Genomic DNA, 16,605 nt, shown 5'->3' with positions numbered 1-16,605 from the left:
TCAGCAGCTGCGGTAGCTCAAGTGGTACGTCGTGGCCACCGTACCGTCGGTCGAGTCCATGGTGATGTAGCTGGTGGGGGCGTCGTCCCGGTCGGCCATCGCACGCAGCTCGGTGTCGATGTCGACCTTGCTGTCCTTGCCGCACTGGCTGTAGACCGGGCTCGTGCCCACGACGTCGGTCACCAGCCAGTCGTCGTCGAGCCCACTGCCGAAGGAATGCACCGTGTACGCCGGAGCGCCCGAACCCTGAAGGTGGTAGCGCCCCGACAACGTCGCCGAGCCACCCGGCTCGAGGTGGGCGAAGCCGCGGTAGTCGACGGTCGGGATGGCGTACGAGACACCGGCCGGGACGGTGAGCCGGACGGTGATGCTGCAGGTGCGGCGCTCGTCCTTGTTCTTGCTGCCGATGCCGGCCTGGGCCAGGTAGGTGCTGTACAGCACGGTGAACGCTTGCTTGTCTTGCGACACCGCGACCGCCACCGTGTCCGACCGGCAGCCGCTGCCGTTGACCTTCACTTTCTCGACGGTGACGCTGCCGGTGGGCGGATTCGCCGCCGTCGCCGCCGCCAGAAATGCGGCGGCCACCACTGTCCTGAGCATGAAAAACTCCTACCTGCCGATCGGCACCGTATCGACACCCGTCACTGCCGTCAACTCGGACGACGAGCGCAACCGGTTCATCGCCGAGGGAGCGGCTGGCGCTCAGCCCGTGACCCGGTCCGCCGTACGGCAGGACGCGGCACGGCAGGTGGTCAGCCGCTTCAACGCCCGGTGCAGCGCCGCGCGCCGCGTCCGGGGGAGCTGCTCGACGATGTTGCGCAGCTGCTCCGGGTCCTTGCGCCGGTTGTAGAACTCCCGCGACCCGTCGACGTACTCGACGTAGGTGTACGCCGCCGTGCGCAGCGCCGCATATGTCGGCGGGTTGCCGCTGCCGGGGCGGGGGCGGTCCGGGTCGGAGGGGTCGAAGTCGGGGCCGTGGTGCTCGATGAGCGCGGCCGTGCGCCAGTCCGCGGGCGCGGGGCCGGCGAACAGCGGCGTGAGGCTGCGCCCGTCGACGTCGGCGGGCAGCTCGACGCCGGCGAGGTCGTTGAAGGTGGGCCGCAGGTCGATGTTCTGCGCCGGCGCGGAGACCGTCCGCCCCGCCTCGATGCCGGGCCCGGCGACCACCAGCGGCACCCGGACGTCGGTGTCGAACGCCGTCTGCTTGCCGGGGTTCAGGCGGTACTCGCCCGTGTGGAAGCCGTTGTCGGAGCCGAACACGACGACGGTGTTCCGGGCGACCCCCGACCGGTCGAGGGTGGCCTGCAGGGACGCCAGCATCCGGTCGACGGACTGCACCGACTGCACCCGCTTGCGGAACACGACGTCGATCTGCGCGCGCTCGTCCCAGGTGAGCGGCGCCCGGCCGGCCAGCCACTTCGGCGCGCCGGCGGGCAGCGAGTCGAAGGCCGGCCCGTGCGGGGCGGTCAGGCCGGGGAAGGCGTCGGCATCGCGCGGGGCCGGGGTGTACGGCGCGTGCGGCGCGAACGTGGCTAGCTCGACCAGGAACGGGGTACGGGAGGCGGCCGACTCCTCGATGAACGCGGAAGCCTTGGCGCTGATCACGTCGGTCAGGTAGTCGTCCGGGTCGTGGCCGTAGTGGCGGACCACATGGTTCTCGTTCAGCTCATAGCCGTACTGGCCGTACGCGTCGCCGCCGACGTACCAGCCGCTCCACCCCGGCGGCACGTACGGCCGCCCGGTGCCGATCGTGTTCTCCGGCTGGTACCGGTTGAGGTACTTGCCGAACAACGCCGTGCGGTATCCGGCCCCCTGCAGATCCGTGGCGAACGTGTGGCTCTCATGGCCCCGCCGGTGAAACATCACGAACCCGCCGTCGATGCCGCCATTGGTGAAGACACCGGTACGGTGCGGAACCTTGCCGGTGAGCAGCGACGCCCGCGACGGGCAGCACAGCGAATCGGTGACCGTGTAGTTCGTGAACGTGACACCCCGGCTCTGCAAGTCGCGCAGGTGAGGCATGTACCGCACGAGATTCATCGACAGGTCGTCGGTCAGCACGAACACGACATTCGGCCGGGCATCCCCACGGGCCGCAGGCGAAGACGCGACGGGCGCGGCCGGCGTGCCGTTCGGGGTGCAGGCCGACACAAGGACTGCGGCGGCCAGTGATACGGCCAGGCGAGAACGAGAAGCCATGTACCGGACATTACGGGCGAGCCCCCCGTCAATCCACCCGGGCGGCCGCCTTCAGCACCTCGAGTGCCGGTCCGTACCGGTGAAAGCGCACGTCACCCCGCCGCGCCTGCCCGCCAAGGGTCAGCGCGAAACCGCGTAGCGCCGGCAGCGCGCCGAGGACCTCTCCCACGTTCTCCGGCGTGAAGTCCAGCCCGGCAACCATCGGCCGCTCCCGGGCGAGCCCGTCGAGGTCCCCGATCTGGAACTCGTCCTCGAACTCGGGCGCCTTGTCCCGCAGGAAAGCCCACGAGTCGCGGTATTCGGGCAGTACGTCCGCGTGGAACAGCACCGCGTTCAGGCCCGGCACGTCGGCGTACGCGCTGAACACCCAGCCCGGGTCGTCGTCGTGGGCGATCTCGATCCCGCCGTACACGATGCCCACCCCGGCGTCGCTGAGCGCCTCGCGGATCTCCGGCGGCGGGATCGTGCCGACGAGCGGCTGGACCATCCCGGCCCGGACGGTGGTGACGGTGCGTAGCACCCGGTCCCGGTCCCGGCCGAGCTCCATCGCCGCGACCAGCGTGGCGCGCTCGAGGGCCGTACCGATCTCGGCCGCCTGCTCGACGGTGACCGTCCGGTCGTCGGCGAACCGGGGATCCGGGCCGAGCGAGACCCCGACCAGGTCGGCACCGAGCCGCTCGACGGCAACCGCCTCGGCGGCCGACCGCACCCGGTCCACCTTGATCAATTTATTCGTCATAGCGAACGACATTCCCGCCCAGGTCGTCAGCGCCCCGGAAATCCCCGGGGATGACCCAGGTCTTGCCGGCCGTACTCGTCGAGATCTTCCAGTATGGCGAGCCGTCCGGGGTGTGCCTGCCCCCACCCGGGTGTACCTGGATGTTGGTGATATCGGGATGGCCCTGGATACGCACCTGCACCGCGTTGCCCGAGGTGCCCTTCTTCGTGCTCTGCTCCACGGTCGCGTCGTAGCCCGCGGCACGGAAGTCCGCGGCGATGTCCTCCGCCGACCGGCCTGCTACCGACCGCGGATCGGCGACGACGTTGTTGACGAAATTCTGTGCGGCGGCCGTGCCGGCGTCGCCCTCCGCCGGAGTTCGGCCGCCGGCGGCGCCCGGGCAACCCAGCTGCGCCTCCGCTTCGATCGCCTCGTGGGCGGCCGCGACGTTCTCGCTCCCGCCGCCGTGCGGACGGCCGGGGCGGCCGGAAGGGGAGTCGCTGTCGCCCCCGTGCGGCCTCCGACCGGGCATCGTGGCTCAGCCGTTCAGGAGGCGGGTCAGGTTGGTGAGGCTGGTGATCAGAGCGGTGGTGTACGTCAGGATGCGCCCGCCCCACTTCACGACCGCCGCGACGATCTGTTCGGCGATCAGGGGGATCGTCACCACGAAGATGGCTTCGGCGGCCCAGACGATGACCCGGGCGACCAGGTCCGCGATGAGGTCTCGGACGATGTCCCGGGTGAACTGCACGAGGTTGCCCGCGGCCTCGGTGGCCGCCGCCATCGCCGCCGCGACCGCGCCCAGGCCGCCGATGGCGTCCACGTTGTGGCCCATCAGGTTCGTGTACGCCGAGGCCGCCCGTCCCTGCCAGTCGGGCAGGTCGCCGTAGAGGTTCCCCTTCAGCTCGGTGGCCATGTCGCTCAGTTCGGCGGCCATGTTGTTCCAGGTCGCCGCGTGCGAGGCGACCACGTCGGGCATGCCGGTGAGCTCGTCGAGGACCGACCGCAGCGGTTCGAAGTACTCCAGCGCCCAGCCGAGGCCGTTGGCGAGCAGGGCGCTGAACGGGTCGAGGGCGGTCGCCGCCACCTCGACAGCGAACGCGCCGCCCGCCAGCAGGTCGTCGACCCAGCCTTCGCTCTCGATGGCGGTGACCAGGCCCTGGAAGCTGTCGGCCAGCGCTGCCCCGGTCCACGGCCGGCGTGTCGAGACGACGTCGGCGATCAGCGAGCCGTCACTCATCGGCCCAGCCCTTCGCCGGCTCTGCGGATCGCGTCGGCGGCGCCGGCGTCGACCTCCTCGTACGCGTCGGCGACCGCGGCCAGCTCGTCCGCCGCCAGCGAAAGGTTCTCCTCCACGTACGCGACCAGACCGTCCTGACGTTGGTGGCGTCCTTCCAGCACGGCGGGCAGCCAGCTGCAGAGCAGGCCGTACGCGCTGTGGTCCTGGGCGATGTGGGCGCTCGCCGCCCGGATCGCCGCGAAGCGGGCGCGGACCGCCTCGATGTTGCCGGCGTGGCGGCGGATCTGTGCCGCGTCGACGAGGAATTCGTCGGCCACCGGGCTCACCACCCGTCCCGGTCGCGCGCGTCGGCGTCCCCGGCCGGCGCGGCGTCCCGCAACCGCTCGCCGACCTGTGCCGCGATCGCCCGGGCGGCGGGTGACTCGGTGCCGACGGTCTCGGCGATGATCTCCTGCGCCCGGTCGGCGGTGCGGCGCCGGGCCTCGTGGATCGTCGTCATGATGGTTCGTGCCAGCACCTCGGGCTCGACCTGCTGGGCCCGCCGGCCGAGCCGGATGTCCAGGAGGGCGCCCTGCGCGTCGATCGTGACCTCGACCATCCGGTTGTCGTCGGCGGCGGTGATCCGCAGGTCGCCGAGGCGGTCGCTCATCGCCTTGGTGTCGGCGGCCAGCCGGTCGATCCTGCCCTTCCAGGCGGCCAGCCGGTCCAGCGCCTCACCTGGCTCCAGCAGAGGGCCCGGGTCTCCCGTGCTGCCTGGCATGTCCATTTCGCCCCCGTACGACGAACGCTGTCGATGGGCCATCATAGCGATCCGCCGAAGGCGCCCCGATGGTCGCTTGCAGGGTGGCCGAGTGGCCGGGGAGTACGCCCATTCGGGCAGAGCAGACCAATCGGTCGAAGCTAAGTTCCCGGGCGGTCCACCCGAACCTTCACCGGCGAAGCACCTAGATGGGAACCCGCCGGAAACCGACAAGCTGGAGTGGAATTGATTCGCCAACCTCGTCGTCCGCTGCGGACGGCGCTGCGCGCGCTGCCCGCCGTCCTGATCGCCGCCGCCTCGCCCATGCTGCCCCTCGGCATGGGTACGGCGTACGCCGCGACCGAGCTGCCGGACGCGCCCTACTCGCTGGACGCCACGGTCAGCCCGGCGCCGCTGAGCACCACCGACTGCACCGCCGACCTGCGGTGCGCCCTGGTGGCCTCGCCGACCGGTGGAGATGACTACACCGTTCTGCAGAACGCCCTGAACGCCGCCGGGACCCGCGCGAGCGCCGCGGTCGTCGACGCCAACGGCGTCGTCGTCACGCCGGCCCTGCCGGGCACGGTGCTGCTGGGAGAGGGCACCTACTCGATCACCAAGCCGCTGAAGCTGCCGGTCAACGTCAACCTGCGCGGTTCGAGCATCAAGACGACCGCCATCAAGATCGCTGACGCGGCCCCGTGGAGCAACTTCGGGTACTCGTTCATGATCCGGCCCGCGGCCGACCAGTCGCTGACGCTCGAGCCGTCGCCGGGCAGCGTCAACGCGGTCTCCGACCTGACCCTGAACGGCCGGTGCGTCAAGGGCAAGGGCGGCTACTCGGAGACGGGCAGCAAGGAACCCACCATCGTGCCGGAGGACCTGCCTCTGTCCGGCTGCGAGAGCGACTACGCCACGGAGAACAACGCCGGCGGCGGCATCAAGGTGGGCAACCGCTGGACCGTGCAGCAGGTGCGCTTCACGAACTTCAACTACTTCAAGCTGTGGGTCAACGGCACCCGTGACGCCCACATCGTCGACAACCGGTGGGACAACTGGTTCGGCGCCGGCAGCGGCGACGAGGACAACATCGGTGGCGGTGGCGAGAACACCGGCACCGTCATCGAGAACAACCAGTGGGACCAGACGATCCGGGGCAACAGCTTCGACTTCACCCACGCCCGCAACGTGACGTTCCGCAACAACAAGGTCGTCGCCAACCGGTACTACGCCGAGCAGCGCAAGGTGACCGGCTACGGTTCCGTGTACCTGGAGTCCGTGGTCGGCGGCACCTTCAGCGACAACGACCTCAAGGGCGCCAACATCGTCCTCAAGTCGAACTCGGGCTACTCCCACACGGGCGAGAACCTCAACGTCACCAACACCCGGGACATCGTCGTCACCCGTAACCTGATCCACGACACGTTCAACACCGCCATCACCGCGGTCTACGACGACTACGCCGGCGCCCCGACGCACGTCCGCAACCCCGGCGGCAACAACACGATCACCGACAACGTGATCACGAACACCGCCGAGAGCGCGATCCTGATCACCGGCGTGAGCAACGCGGACAAGAACGCCCCGGACACCATCACCGGCAACCAGATCACCAACGTCGGCGTGCGCGGGTCCACCCAGTACTCCGGCTTCGACACCGTCGGCATCGCCATCGGCATCGGCGACGGCGACAAGGTGCACCACAACTCGATCGTCGACGACCAGGCCTGGCCCACCAGCTGGTACGGCATGCAGATCGGCGCGACCACCAGCAACAAGAACATCTCGGTGACCAACATCGAGCTGACGGACGCCACCGGCGGCTGGAACACCACCAGCGGGCTGCTCGGCGGCCAGCGCAAGTACGGCACCCTCGCGGCCCTCGCGCCGACCGGCCTGACCGCCCCCAACGGCGCGTTCACCTGGTCGGAGTCGGTGGCGCAGGACCCGGCCACCTACAGCCCGGTCGGCGGCTACCGCGTGTACCGCAACGGTGTCGAGGTCGCCGCCTACCCGGTCGGCAGCCCCGTCATCCCCGGCAACCTGTACTCCGCGGACCAGTCCGGCATGGAGAACGGGATCGCCGGCTACACCGGCAGCGGCGCCACCGTCGCGGCCAAGACCGGCGACGCCGCGGTCGGCAACGGCTCGATGCTGGTCACCACCGGTAGCACCACCGGTACGGTCACCGTCGCCGGCCTGGCGGTTCCGGTCACGGCCGGCACCGCGTACACCTCGGTGACCTCGTTCAAGGCGCTCACCAGCGGCGGTCGCTCGGTCCGGACCGGCATGACCTGGCGCGACGCCACCGGCAAGAGCCTCGGGAAGTTCGCGCCCAACCACCGCAACACCGTCGCGTCGACCGGCAACTGGGTCACCTCGTCGTACACCTACGTGGCCCCGGCCGGTGCAGTGAAGGCTGAGCCGTTCCTGGTGATCGACAACTCGCTCGCCGGCGAGCAGCACCTCATCGACCGGGTCGGCCTCGTCGCCGGCACCAACACCGAGGGCTGGACCGACGGCGCCTGGGCCCCGGGCAACCGCTACCAGGTGGTGGCCTACCGGGTCAGCGACAGCCAGAACTCCACGGCGGCCACGGTCATCGGCTGACCGGAGCCGGCCACGGTCATCGGCTGAGACAACGGGGAGCGGGTCCGCGAGGGCCCGCTCCCTCAGTCGTGCGACAGAAAGCCATGCGACAGAAAGCCATGCGACAGAGAGCCATGCGGCAGACGGTCCTGTGACAGTCAGTCTTGTGGCAGACGGGTCTCGACCCGCAGGCCGCCGTCCCCGCCCGGGACGGCGGTGACCGTGCCCCGGTGGGCGTGCACGATCGAGCGCACGATCGCCAGGCCGAGGCCCGCACCGCCGCTGTGGTCGATGCGGTCCGAACCGAGGCGCTTGAACGGCTCGAACAGGCCCGCGACGGCGTCGGCGGGCACCGGGCGCCCGGTGTTCTCCACGATCAGGGCGGGGTCGCCGCGGACCGTGACGTGGATCGTGCCGCCCGGGCGGTTGTACTTGATCGCGTTCTGCACCAGGTTGGTGATCAGGCGCTCCAGCAGCACCTCCTCGCCCGGCACCCGGCGCGGGGTGAGGTCGGCGATGATGGTGAGGCCCGCGAGCGCGGCCTCGTCCTCGTGGGCGGCCACGACGGACGCGGCGATCTTGTCGAGCTGGTGCGGGGTGCTGCCGGTGAGGCCCTGGTCCACCTCGGTGAGCACCAGCAGGCCCTCGATGAGCCGCTCGTTGCGCTCGTTGGTCTGCAGCAGCTGGGTGGTCAGCAGCGCCATCTGGTCCGCCGACAGTGTCGTCGCCATGCCGACCTCGATCAGGGTTCGCTGCACCGCGAGCGGGGTGCGCAACTCGTGCGAGGCGTTGGCGGCGAAGCGGCGCTGGCCCTCGTAGCCGGCGGCGAGCCGGTCCATCATCGTGTTGAGGGCGCCGGACAGGGCGGTCAGCTCGTCGCGGCGGTGGCCGCCGGTGGCGATGCGGAAGCCCAGGTTCTGCGGCCCGACCTGGGCGATGACCGGCACCATGTCGCGGATCGGGCGCAGGCACCAGGCGGCGAGCGCCCGCGCGCCGATGAGCAGCAGCACAGTCAGGACCGCGTAGAGGGCGGCGCGGATCTTCCAGCTGTCGACGACGATCCGGCCGCACGGCCGGACCGCCGCGGGCAGCACGGTCAGGTCGCAGCCCCAGCCCTGGTCGACCCAGAACGCAATCTCCCACGAGTACGCGGACGCGAGGAAGCCGCCGGTGAGCAGCACCGCCGAGGTGAGCATGAGCCGCATGCGCAGGCTTCGCCTCAGGAGGAAGGTCACGGCGCGATGATGCCGCGCAATGTCAACAGGGCCCCGGCGCGGCGAGCGCCGGAGCCCTGTGAGCGGTCAGCGCCAGGAGTCGTTCCAGGTGGCGCTGCAGGGCGACGCCGAGGGGGTGGTCCTGGTGCGGTCCGGGTCGCTCTCCCAGAGCACCGTCGACCCCTCCTTCTTGATGTACTTGTACTGCACCGCTGTGGCGCCGGGCAGCGACACCGTCGCGGTCCACACCGGGTACGACGCCGAGGACAGCGGGACCGCGGAGGCCGGGTTCCAGTTGCCGAGGGCGGCGGTGTTGCCGGTGACGAAGACGTTCTGACCCCACGTCGTCGTGACGTTCGCGGCGAACGAGATGGACGCGGCCGGGCAGCCGGTCGGCTGCGTCCCCGTACCGCGGGCGTTGATGTGCAGCGCCAGCGCCGAGTTCGCCGCGACGGTGGCGGTGACCTGGCCGGCGGCGTTCACCGCGTACGCGGGCCCGGAGCACGAACCGTTGGTGAAGTCGCCGGCCATCACGTCGCAGTACGTGCCGGCGGGCAGCGACGTCTGGAAGGTACGGGTCAGCGCCGAGCCCGAGCGGTTGAACGCGACGTACGCCGCACTCCCGCGGCCGAAGGCGATCTGGTCGGAGCCGTTGCTCCACCAGTTGGTGACCGCTGCGCCGGCGGCGGCGTTGCGCAGCGCCACCATGTTGGTCGTGGTCCGCGTGCGGTGCTCGCACTGCCAGCCGCTGCCGCAGCTCACCGAGGTGGTGGTGCCGTTGCTCGAAGCGGGCGGGCCGGCCTCCGGGTCGCTGAAGGTGAAGCTCGACATGACCTGGGGGACACCGTACGGCCAGGCGATCATGAACGCCTCGGCGAGCGCGTACGCGGCACCGTCCTTGTAGGTCAGCTTCGCCCGCCCGTTGCGTTGGGTGTCGTGGTTGTCCACGAAGGCCACCGCGTCGCCGGAGCTCAGGCGCATCCGGTCGGCGAGGGTGTTCAACCCCGAAAGGTTGCCGTCCTTGAAGGCGCCGCCGACCACGTCGCCGTAGCGGAACTCGGTGACGTCGCCGATGCCCGTGTACTCCTCGGGGGCGGGCTCGCCGCTGCCGCCCTCGATGACCTCGCTGAAGACGTGCGGGTCGCCGGTGACCGGGTCGACGATCGCGGCCAGGTCGGCGGCGGGCAGGTGCTTGGCCGCGTCCACCCGGAAGCCGTCGACGCCCAGCGACACCAGGTCGTTCAGGTACGCGGTGAGTTTGCCGCGCACGTACGAGGACTCGGTCTTGAGGTCGGAGAGGTCGACGAGCTCGCAGTTCTGGACCTCCCAGCGGTCACCCCAGTTGACGATGTCGTCGTTGCCGTTGCGCCCACAGTGGTGGAAGTCGCCGTTCCCGTACGGCACGGCCGGGTACGCGTACTGCGAGTACGCCGAGCCGCCGCTGCCGGTGCCGGTCGAGGAGCCGCCGGCCATGTGGTTGACGACCGCGTCGACGTAGATCTTCACGCCGGCGGCGTGGCAGGTCTGCACCATGCTCGCGAAGGCGGCCCGGTTCCCGCGGCGGCCGGTGAGCTGGTAGCTGACCGGCTGGTAGTCCTGCCACCAGGGGTAGCCCTTGGCGGGCAGCACCACGTGCTCCTGGGGTGGCGAGACCTGCACACCACCGAAGCCCTTCGGGCCGAGGACCGTCGTGCATTCGGTCGCGACCGACGCCCAGGGCCACTCGAAGAGGTGCACGATGACGTCCTTGGCGCCGGGGGAGGCAGCCGAGGCCTCCGCCTGGTCGCCGTGGCGTACGACGCCGACGGCCAGCAGGGCCGTCGCCAGCAGGGTGGTCACCGTGGCGGCGACGACCGGACGGGTTCGCATGGGAAGCCTCCAGGGACGCGGGGAGCGGATGAAACTCCTTGCGCAAGTGGAGGAAAGTTAGCAGCGTGTTTCGACATCGTAAAGAGAAAGGCCTCGATGCCGTGCGCCGTGATGCGAGGATTGTCCTGTTCTTCTTGCAGTGAACCTTACTTACCGGGCGGAGTGTCGCCGAGGAAGCCCAGGTAGCAGCGGCCGGCCTCCGCTGGAAGGCCCGCAACAACTTTCAAAGATCAAGTTAACAGGATCGACTCACGCGGCGGAAAACTTCATACTTTCCGGGCCGTGGTCGCTCTTGTTGATGGCGGTGGAGCCGCGGACCACCAGCTCGGGCGGGAAGACGTACTCCGATCGCGGCGCGCCGTGCCCGTGGATCTCGTCCACGAGCTGGCGGATGGCCGCGTTGCCCATGGCGGCCACCGGCTGGCGCAGCGTGGTCAGCGGCGGATCGGTGAAGGCGATCAGCGGCGAGTCGTCGAAGCCGACCACCGAGACGTCGCGCGGCACGTTCAGTCCCCGCCGGCGGGCCGCCCGGATGGCACCCAGCGCCATCAGGTCCGAGCCGCAGACGATGCCCGTGATGCCCTTGGCCAGCAGTTGCCCGGCGGCCACCTCGCCGCCCTCGACGCCGAAGAGGGTCAGGGCGACCATCTCGTCGATCTCCCGGTCGCGCAGGCCGAGCTCGCGGCGCATCGCCGTACGGTAACCCTCGAGCTTGCGCTGCACGTTGAGGAACCGGTCCGGGCCGGAGATGAAACCGATGCGCTGGTGTCCGAGCGCGACCAGGTGGTTGACCGCGAGTTCCCCGGCGAGCCGGTCGTCGCAGGAGATGAACGGGGCGTCCAGGCCCTTGGCGAAGCCGTTGATGAGCACGATCGGCAGTGGCCGGTCCACCAGGCGCCGGTAGCGGTCGTGGTCCATGGTGGTGTCGGCGTGCAGGCCGGAGACGAACACGATGCCGGACACCTGCCGGTCCAGGAGCATCTCCACGTACTCGTCCTCGGTCACGCCGCCCGGGGTCTGGGTGCACAGCACCGGGGTGAACCCGGACTGCGACAGCGCCGATTCGATCGTCTGGGCGAAGGCCGGGAAGATCGGGTTCTCCAGCTCCGGCACGATGAGGCCGACGAGTCCCGCACTGCGTTTGCGCAGTCTTTCGGGCCGTTCGTAGCCGAGGACGTCGAGAGCGGTCAGCACCGCCTGCCGGGTGTCGGCGGACACGCCGGGCCGGTCGTTGAGCACCCGCGACACCGTCGCCTCGCTGACCTCGGCCTGGCGCGCGATATCGGAGAGTCGTGCGCGCATGGGCGTCACTGTAGACCCTGGAAGTTCTTGCGGAACGCCTGCAAGCCCTTCCATTGAACGAAACTCCTTGCTAACGTCCCGGCACGGCCGAGCAACGCCGTTCGTGCTCTCCGAACCCCTTTCCTCCGGAACCACCCACTCTGTGCAGTGGGCTGCCTCGTGCTGCCCAATAGGAGTAGAAAATGCGCATTCGTGCCATAGCCGCGATCGCCCTGATCGCCCTCGCCGCCGGGTGCAGCGGCACCAAGGACACCCCCGGAACGTCGTCGTCCGCCGCCCCGGCCGCGGGCGGCAAGCTCGTGATCTGGGGTGACGACAAGCGCGCCGCCGCCCTCAAGCCCTTCGCCGACCGGTTCGGCCAGGAGAACGGCGTCACCGTCGAGGTCCAGGCCATCTCGAAGGACCAGCAGACCACCTTCGTCACCGCCTCCCAGCAGGGCAGCGGCCCGGACGTGGTGATCGGCGCGCACGACTGGATCGGCAACCTCGTGCAGAACGGCGCCGTCGACCCGGTCCAGCTGACCGCCGCCCAGCAGGAGGGCATCGCCCCCAACGCGCTCAAGGCCGTCACCTTCAACGGCCAGGTCTACGGCGTGCCGTACGCGACGGAGAACCTCGCCCTGATCCGCAACACCAAGCTCGCGCCCGAGGCCCCCGCGACCGTGGAGGACCTGGTCAAGACGGGTGAGAAGCTCAAGGTGGAGAAGAAGGCGAGCGAGATCCTCTGCCTGCAGGTGGGCCAGAACGGCGACGCCTACCACCTGTACCCGTTCTTCACCTCCGCAGGCGGCTACCTCTTCGGCCGGACCGCGAACGGCGACTACGACAAGAAGGACCTGGGCGTCGGCAAGCCTGAGTCGATCGCGGCCTTCGAGAAGATCCGCAAGCTCGGCGAGAAGGGCGACGGCGCGCTCAAGCGCTCCATCACCGTCGAGAACTCCATCGCCACGTTCACCGCCGGCAAGTGCGCCTTCCTGGTCTCCGGGCCGTGGGCGATCACCGACGCCAAGAAGGCCAAGATCGCGTACGACGTCTCGCCCGTGCCCGGCTTCGCGGGCGGCAAGCCCGCCCAGCCGTTCCTCGGCGTGCAGACCTTCTACGTGGCCGCCAAGGGCAAGAACAAGGCCCTCGCGCAGGAGTTCGTCACCAACTACGTCACCACGCCGGAACTCGCCGTCGCCCTCTACCAGGCCGAGCCGCGGCCGCCCGCGCTGACCACCGCCTTCGACCAGGTCAAGGGCGCCGACCCGGACCTCGCCAAGTTCGTCGACGCCGGCAAGAACGCCGTACCGCTGCCCGCGATCCCCGAGATGGCGACGATCTGGGACCCGTTCGGCAAGGCCGAGTCCGCCGTCATCGGCGGCGCCGACCCGAAGACCGCCCTGACCGCGGCCGCCAAGACCATCTCCGGACAGATCAAGTAATGACCGTGCTCCTCGAGCGGGAGACCGCTCCGGCGCAGGCCCCCCGGCCGCGCCGGAGCGGTTCCTCCGGTCCGCTCCTGACCATCCTGGTGCTCGGCCTCACGGCCGCGATCGCGCTGTGGGCCGCCTTCCCGCTGGTCCAGCAGCGGCAGTGGGCCGGCCTGGCGGTCCTCGTCGCGGCCACGGCAGGACTCTTTTATCTGTACGCCGTTCCGCGGCACATACCCGCCAAGTACCTGGTGCCCGGCACCCTGTTCCTCGTCGTCTTCCAGCTGTTCCCGGTCCTGTACACGGCATCGACCGCGTTCACGAACTTCAGCGACGGGCACCGCGGCGACAAGCAGGACGCCGTCGTGGCCATCCAGGCGACGTCCGTCACGCGCGTACCCGGATCCGCCGAGTACGCCCTGACCGTGGCCACCACCGGCGACGCGGCCACGGGCCCGCTGACCTTCCTGGTCACCGACCCCGCAACCCGCAGGGTCTCCGCCGGGGACACCGACGGCCTCGAGCAGCTGCCGCCGGGCGGGGCCGCCGTCAACGCCGCCGGCCGGGTCACCGCCGCGGCCGGATACACGATCCTCACCGGCGGCCAGGCCAGCGCCCGGAGCCGGGAGATCACCGACCTGGCCGTGCCCACCCCGGGCGGCGCGATCCGCTCGCAGGGCCTGTCGCGCGCCTACGAGGGCCGGGCCGGGCGGGCGTACGACGCCGGGTGCGACTGCATCCGCGAGGCGTCCACCGGGAAGACGTGGACCGCCGACGACTCCCAGGGCGCCTTCGTGGCCGCGGACGGCGAACGGCTCGCCCAGGGCTGGAAGGTCGGGGTCGGGCTCGCCAACTTCACCCGGCTGGTCACCGACCCGGCTGTTTCGGGGCCGTTCGCCCGTACCCTCATCTGGAACTTGATCTTCGCCCTGGCCTCGACCGTCGGGACCTTCGTGCTCGGCCTGGTCTGTGCGCTCGCCCTGCACTCGCCGCGGGTACGGGGGCGGCGCCTCTACCGGACGCTGCTGGTGCTGCCGTACGCGATGCCGTCGTTCGCGATGCTGCTCGTCTGGCGGGACATGTTCAACACCGACTTCGGCCTGATCAACAACCTCTTCGGGCTCGACGTGGACTGGTTCGGCGGCGCCGCCTCCGCCCGCATCGCGGTGATCCTGGTGCAACTGTGGCTGGGCTACCCGTACATGTTCCTGGTCGCGACCGGTGCTCTGCAGGCGATCCCGGCCGAGCTCACCGAGGCGTCCCGGCTCGACGGCGCGTCGCCGTGGCAGTCGCTGCGCCGGGTCACGCTGCCGCTGCTGCTGGTCGCCCTGACCCCGCTGCTGATCTCGTCGTTCGCGTTCAACTTCAACAACTTCAACGCGATCTACCTGACCACCGACGGTGCGCCGTTCGCCGCCGACAACCCGGCCAACGGGGCCACGGACCTGCTGATCACCTACACCTACCGGCTGGCCTTCGGCGGGTCGGGCGCCCAGTACGGGTTCGCGGCCGCGGTGTCCATCTTCATCTTCGTCATCGTCGCGGTGATCTCGGCGGTCAGCTTCCGCCGTACCCGTCGCCAGGAAGAGGTCTACTCATGACGTGGCTGTCGCGGGTGGGGTGGCGGCACGCGGTGGCCGTGCTCGCCCTCATCTTCTCGCTGTTCCCGATCGTTTTCGTCGTGTCGGCCGCCCTCAACCCGCTCGGCACCCTCTCGTCGACGTCGGTGCTGCCGACCGGCGCGTCGCTCGACAACGTCACCCGGCTGCTGACCGAGACACGATTCCCGCGCTGGTTCCTCAACTCGGTGCTGGTGGCCGGGGTGTCGGCGGCCGCATCGGTGTTCCTGTCGGCGCTGGCCGCGTACGCGTTCAGCCGCATGCGTTTCCGCGGCCGGCGAGCCGGCCTCCTGGCCCTGCTGCTCATCCAGATGTTCCCGCAGTTCCTGGCGATCGTGGCGATCTTCCTGATGTTCTCCACCATCACCGACCTGTGGCCGGCGATCGGCTTCAACCAGGCCTGGGGGCTCATCCTGCTCTACCTGGGCGGCGCGCTCGGGGTGAACACGTGGCTGATGAAGGGCTTCTTCGACACCGTGCCGCGCGAACTGGACGAGTCCGCCACGATGGACGGCGCCACGCACGCCCAGACCTTCTTCCGGATCCTGCTGCCGCTGGTGGCCCCGATCCTGGCGGTCACCGCGCTGCTGGCGTTCATCGGCACCATCAACGAGTTCCTCATCGCCAACGTCTTCCTCACCGACACCGGGGCCAAGACCCTCTCGGTCGGCATGTACGGGCTCGTGGCCGGCGAACGCAACAACAACTTCGGCATGTTCTGCGCGGGGACGCTGCTCACCGCCGTACCGACGGTCCTGGTATTCCAGGTCCTTCAGCGTTACATCGTGACCGGCCTGACATCCGGCGCCGTCAAGGGGTGAACAATCTCCCCTATGCCAGAGTGGTTGCAGGCCGGGGGATGGGGACTATTGGCGGGCTCCGCCCTGCTCATCGGGGCCGCCGTGGGATATCTGGCGCCGGTGCCGAGACATGTGGTGTCCGCCATCATGGGCTTCGGCGCCGGCGTACTGCTGTCCGCGGTGTCCTTCGAGCTGATCGCCGAGGCCGACGAGCGCGGTGGTCTGAGACCGACGGTGATCGGCGCCGTCACGGGTGCGGTCGTCTATACCGCCTGCAACATCGTGCTGGCGATGAACGGAGCCCGCCACCGCAAACGGTCCGGCGATCAGCAGCCGTCCGAGAGCGAGGACGCCGGATCGGGTACGGCGATCGCTCTCGGTGCGCTTCTCGACGGCATTCCTGAGTCGATCGTCATCGGTGCGAGTCTGCTGGGTGGGGGAGCGGTCGGGGCTGTGACCGTGGCGGCCGTGTTCATCAGTAACGTGCCTGAGGGGTTGTCGAGCGCTGCCGGTATGCGGCGTGCCGGGCGGAGTTCCCGGTACGTCTTCGGGCTGTGGACCGCGATCGCTGTGGTGAGCGGGCTTGCCGCGGTTGCCGGGTACACGTTGCTTGGCGACGCGTCCGATGGGGTTCTGGCCGGGGTTACGGCGGTGGCTGCCGGGGCGATTCTGGCGATGGTGGCTGACACCATGATTCCCGAGGCTTTCGAGGACGCTCATCTGCTGATCGGGCTCGTCACGGTCGCCGGCTTCCTTGTCGCGTTCGCTCTTTCCCATGCTTGAGCCCGTCGTGGCTTTCTTGCGGTGGACGGGTGGGGGCCGGGGTGACCAAGACGGCTGTGGGGCGTTTTTATGCCGTTCTTGGTCACCCAGGGCGGGCACGTGTCCGTCACCCCCGTAAAAG

Annotated in this window: 15 protein-coding genes; 5 read left to right on the top strand and 10 right to left on the bottom strand. The window is 69.9% G+C overall.

Annotated elements, in window-relative coordinates:
* The 7 genes from AB0368_RS37760 to AB0368_RS37730 all read right to left on the bottom strand — a co-directional run bounded on the left by AB0368_RS37760 (position 1) and on the right by AB0368_RS37730 (position 4,923).
* Positions 1 to 600, bottom strand: a complete 600-nt coding sequence (locus AB0368_RS37760; protein WP_366158858.1) for a DUF4360 domain-containing protein — start codon at positions 598 to 600, stop codon at positions 1 to 3.
* Positions 601 to 702: 102 nt separating this feature from the next.
* On the bottom strand, positions 703 to 2,199 hold the full coding sequence (locus tag AB0368_RS37755; protein ID WP_366158857.1) for a sulfatase: 1,497 nt from the start codon (positions 2,197 to 2,199) through the stop codon (positions 703 to 705).
* Between the two features lie 28 nt (positions 2,200 to 2,227).
* Positions 2,228 to 2,938: a hypothetical protein gene (locus AB0368_RS37750; protein WP_366158856.1), complete on the bottom strand. Its 711-nt coding sequence runs from the start codon at positions 2,936 to 2,938 to the stop codon at positions 2,228 to 2,230.
* Entirely contained in the window at positions 2,928 to 3,449 is a 522-nt protein-coding gene (locus tag AB0368_RS37745) for a hypothetical protein (RefSeq protein ID WP_366158855.1), read from the bottom strand. Before AB0368_RS37745 ends, AB0368_RS37750 begins: the two co-directional genes overlap by 11 nt.
* Positions 3,450 to 3,455: 6 nt before the next feature.
* Positions 3,456 to 4,157, bottom strand: coding sequence for a hypothetical protein (locus tag AB0368_RS37740; protein ID WP_366158854.1), 702 nt, complete (start codon positions 4,155 to 4,157; stop codon positions 3,456 to 3,458).
* Positions 4,154 to 4,474, bottom strand: coding sequence for a type VII secretion target (locus AB0368_RS37735; RefSeq protein ID WP_366158853.1), 321 nt, complete (start codon positions 4,472 to 4,474; stop codon positions 4,154 to 4,156). Before AB0368_RS37735 ends, AB0368_RS37740 begins: the two co-directional genes overlap by 4 nt.
* A 5-nt stretch (positions 4,475 to 4,479) precedes the next feature.
* Positions 4,480 to 4,923, bottom strand: coding sequence for a YbaB/EbfC family nucleoid-associated protein (locus AB0368_RS37730; RefSeq protein WP_366158852.1), 444 nt, complete (start codon positions 4,921 to 4,923; stop codon positions 4,480 to 4,482).
* A 219-nt stretch (positions 4,924 to 5,142) separates the two neighbouring features.
* On the opposite strand from AB0368_RS37730, the gene AB0368_RS37725 reads away from it, so the two are divergent.
* Positions 5,143 to 7,506, top strand: a complete 2,364-nt coding sequence (locus AB0368_RS37725) for a right-handed parallel beta-helix repeat-containing protein (RefSeq protein WP_366158851.1) — start codon at positions 5,143 to 5,145, stop codon at positions 7,504 to 7,506.
* A gap of 137 nt (positions 7,507 to 7,643) precedes the next feature.
* Here the strand turns inward: AB0368_RS37725 and AB0368_RS37720 are convergent, their stop codons facing one another.
* From AB0368_RS37720 to AB0368_RS37710, 3 genes are all read right to left on the bottom strand, one after another.
* On the bottom strand, positions 7,644 to 8,720 hold the full coding sequence (locus AB0368_RS37720; protein ID WP_366158850.1) for a HAMP domain-containing sensor histidine kinase: 1,077 nt from the start codon (positions 8,718 to 8,720) through the stop codon (positions 7,644 to 7,646).
* A gap of 66 nt (positions 8,721 to 8,786) precedes the next feature.
* Positions 8,787 to 10,568 (bottom strand): carbohydrate-binding module family 20 domain-containing protein, encoded by a 1,782-nt coding sequence (locus AB0368_RS37715; protein WP_366158849.1) that lies wholly within the window; start codon positions 10,566 to 10,568, stop codon positions 8,787 to 8,789.
* 249 nt (positions 10,569 to 10,817) lie between these two features.
* Positions 10,818 to 11,870: a LacI family DNA-binding transcriptional regulator gene (locus AB0368_RS37710; protein WP_366158848.1), complete on the bottom strand. Its 1,053-nt coding sequence runs from the start codon at positions 11,868 to 11,870 to the stop codon at positions 10,818 to 10,820.
* A gap of 182 nt (positions 11,871 to 12,052) precedes the next feature.
* On the opposite strand from AB0368_RS37710, the gene AB0368_RS37705 reads away from it, so the two are divergent.
* From AB0368_RS37705 to AB0368_RS37690, 4 genes are read left to right on the top strand one after another with little or no spacing between them, the layout of a single operon-like run.
* Complete coding sequence (locus AB0368_RS37705) at positions 12,053 to 13,294, top strand: maltose ABC transporter substrate-binding protein (protein ID WP_366158847.1); 1,242 nt, start codon at positions 12,053 to 12,055, stop codon at positions 13,292 to 13,294.
* Positions 13,294 to 14,883 (top strand): ABC transporter permease subunit, encoded by a 1,590-nt coding sequence (locus tag AB0368_RS37700; RefSeq protein ID WP_366158846.1) that lies wholly within the window; start codon positions 13,294 to 13,296, stop codon positions 14,881 to 14,883. The genes AB0368_RS37705 and AB0368_RS37700 overlap by 1 nt, the downstream gene beginning before the upstream one ends.
* Complete coding sequence (locus AB0368_RS37695) at positions 14,880 to 15,722, top strand: sugar ABC transporter permease (protein WP_366158845.1); 843 nt, start codon at positions 14,880 to 14,882, stop codon at positions 15,720 to 15,722. The genes AB0368_RS37700 and AB0368_RS37695 overlap by 4 nt, the downstream gene beginning before the upstream one ends.
* A 48-nt stretch (positions 15,723 to 15,770) precedes the next feature.
* A complete protein-coding gene (locus AB0368_RS37690; RefSeq protein ID WP_366158844.1) occupies positions 15,771 to 16,484 on the top strand; it encodes a ZIP family zinc transporter in 714 nt (237 codons plus the stop codon).
* The last annotated feature ends 121 nt before the right edge of the window (positions 16,485 to 16,605 follow it).

It is taken from the genome of Actinoplanes sp. NPDC051475 (assembly GCF_040689425.1).
In the GTDB taxonomy this organism is placed as follows: Bacteria; Actinomycetota; Actinomycetes; order Mycobacteriales; family Micromonosporaceae; genus Actinoplanes.
This window is presented reverse-complemented; position numbering and strand designations above follow the sequence as displayed.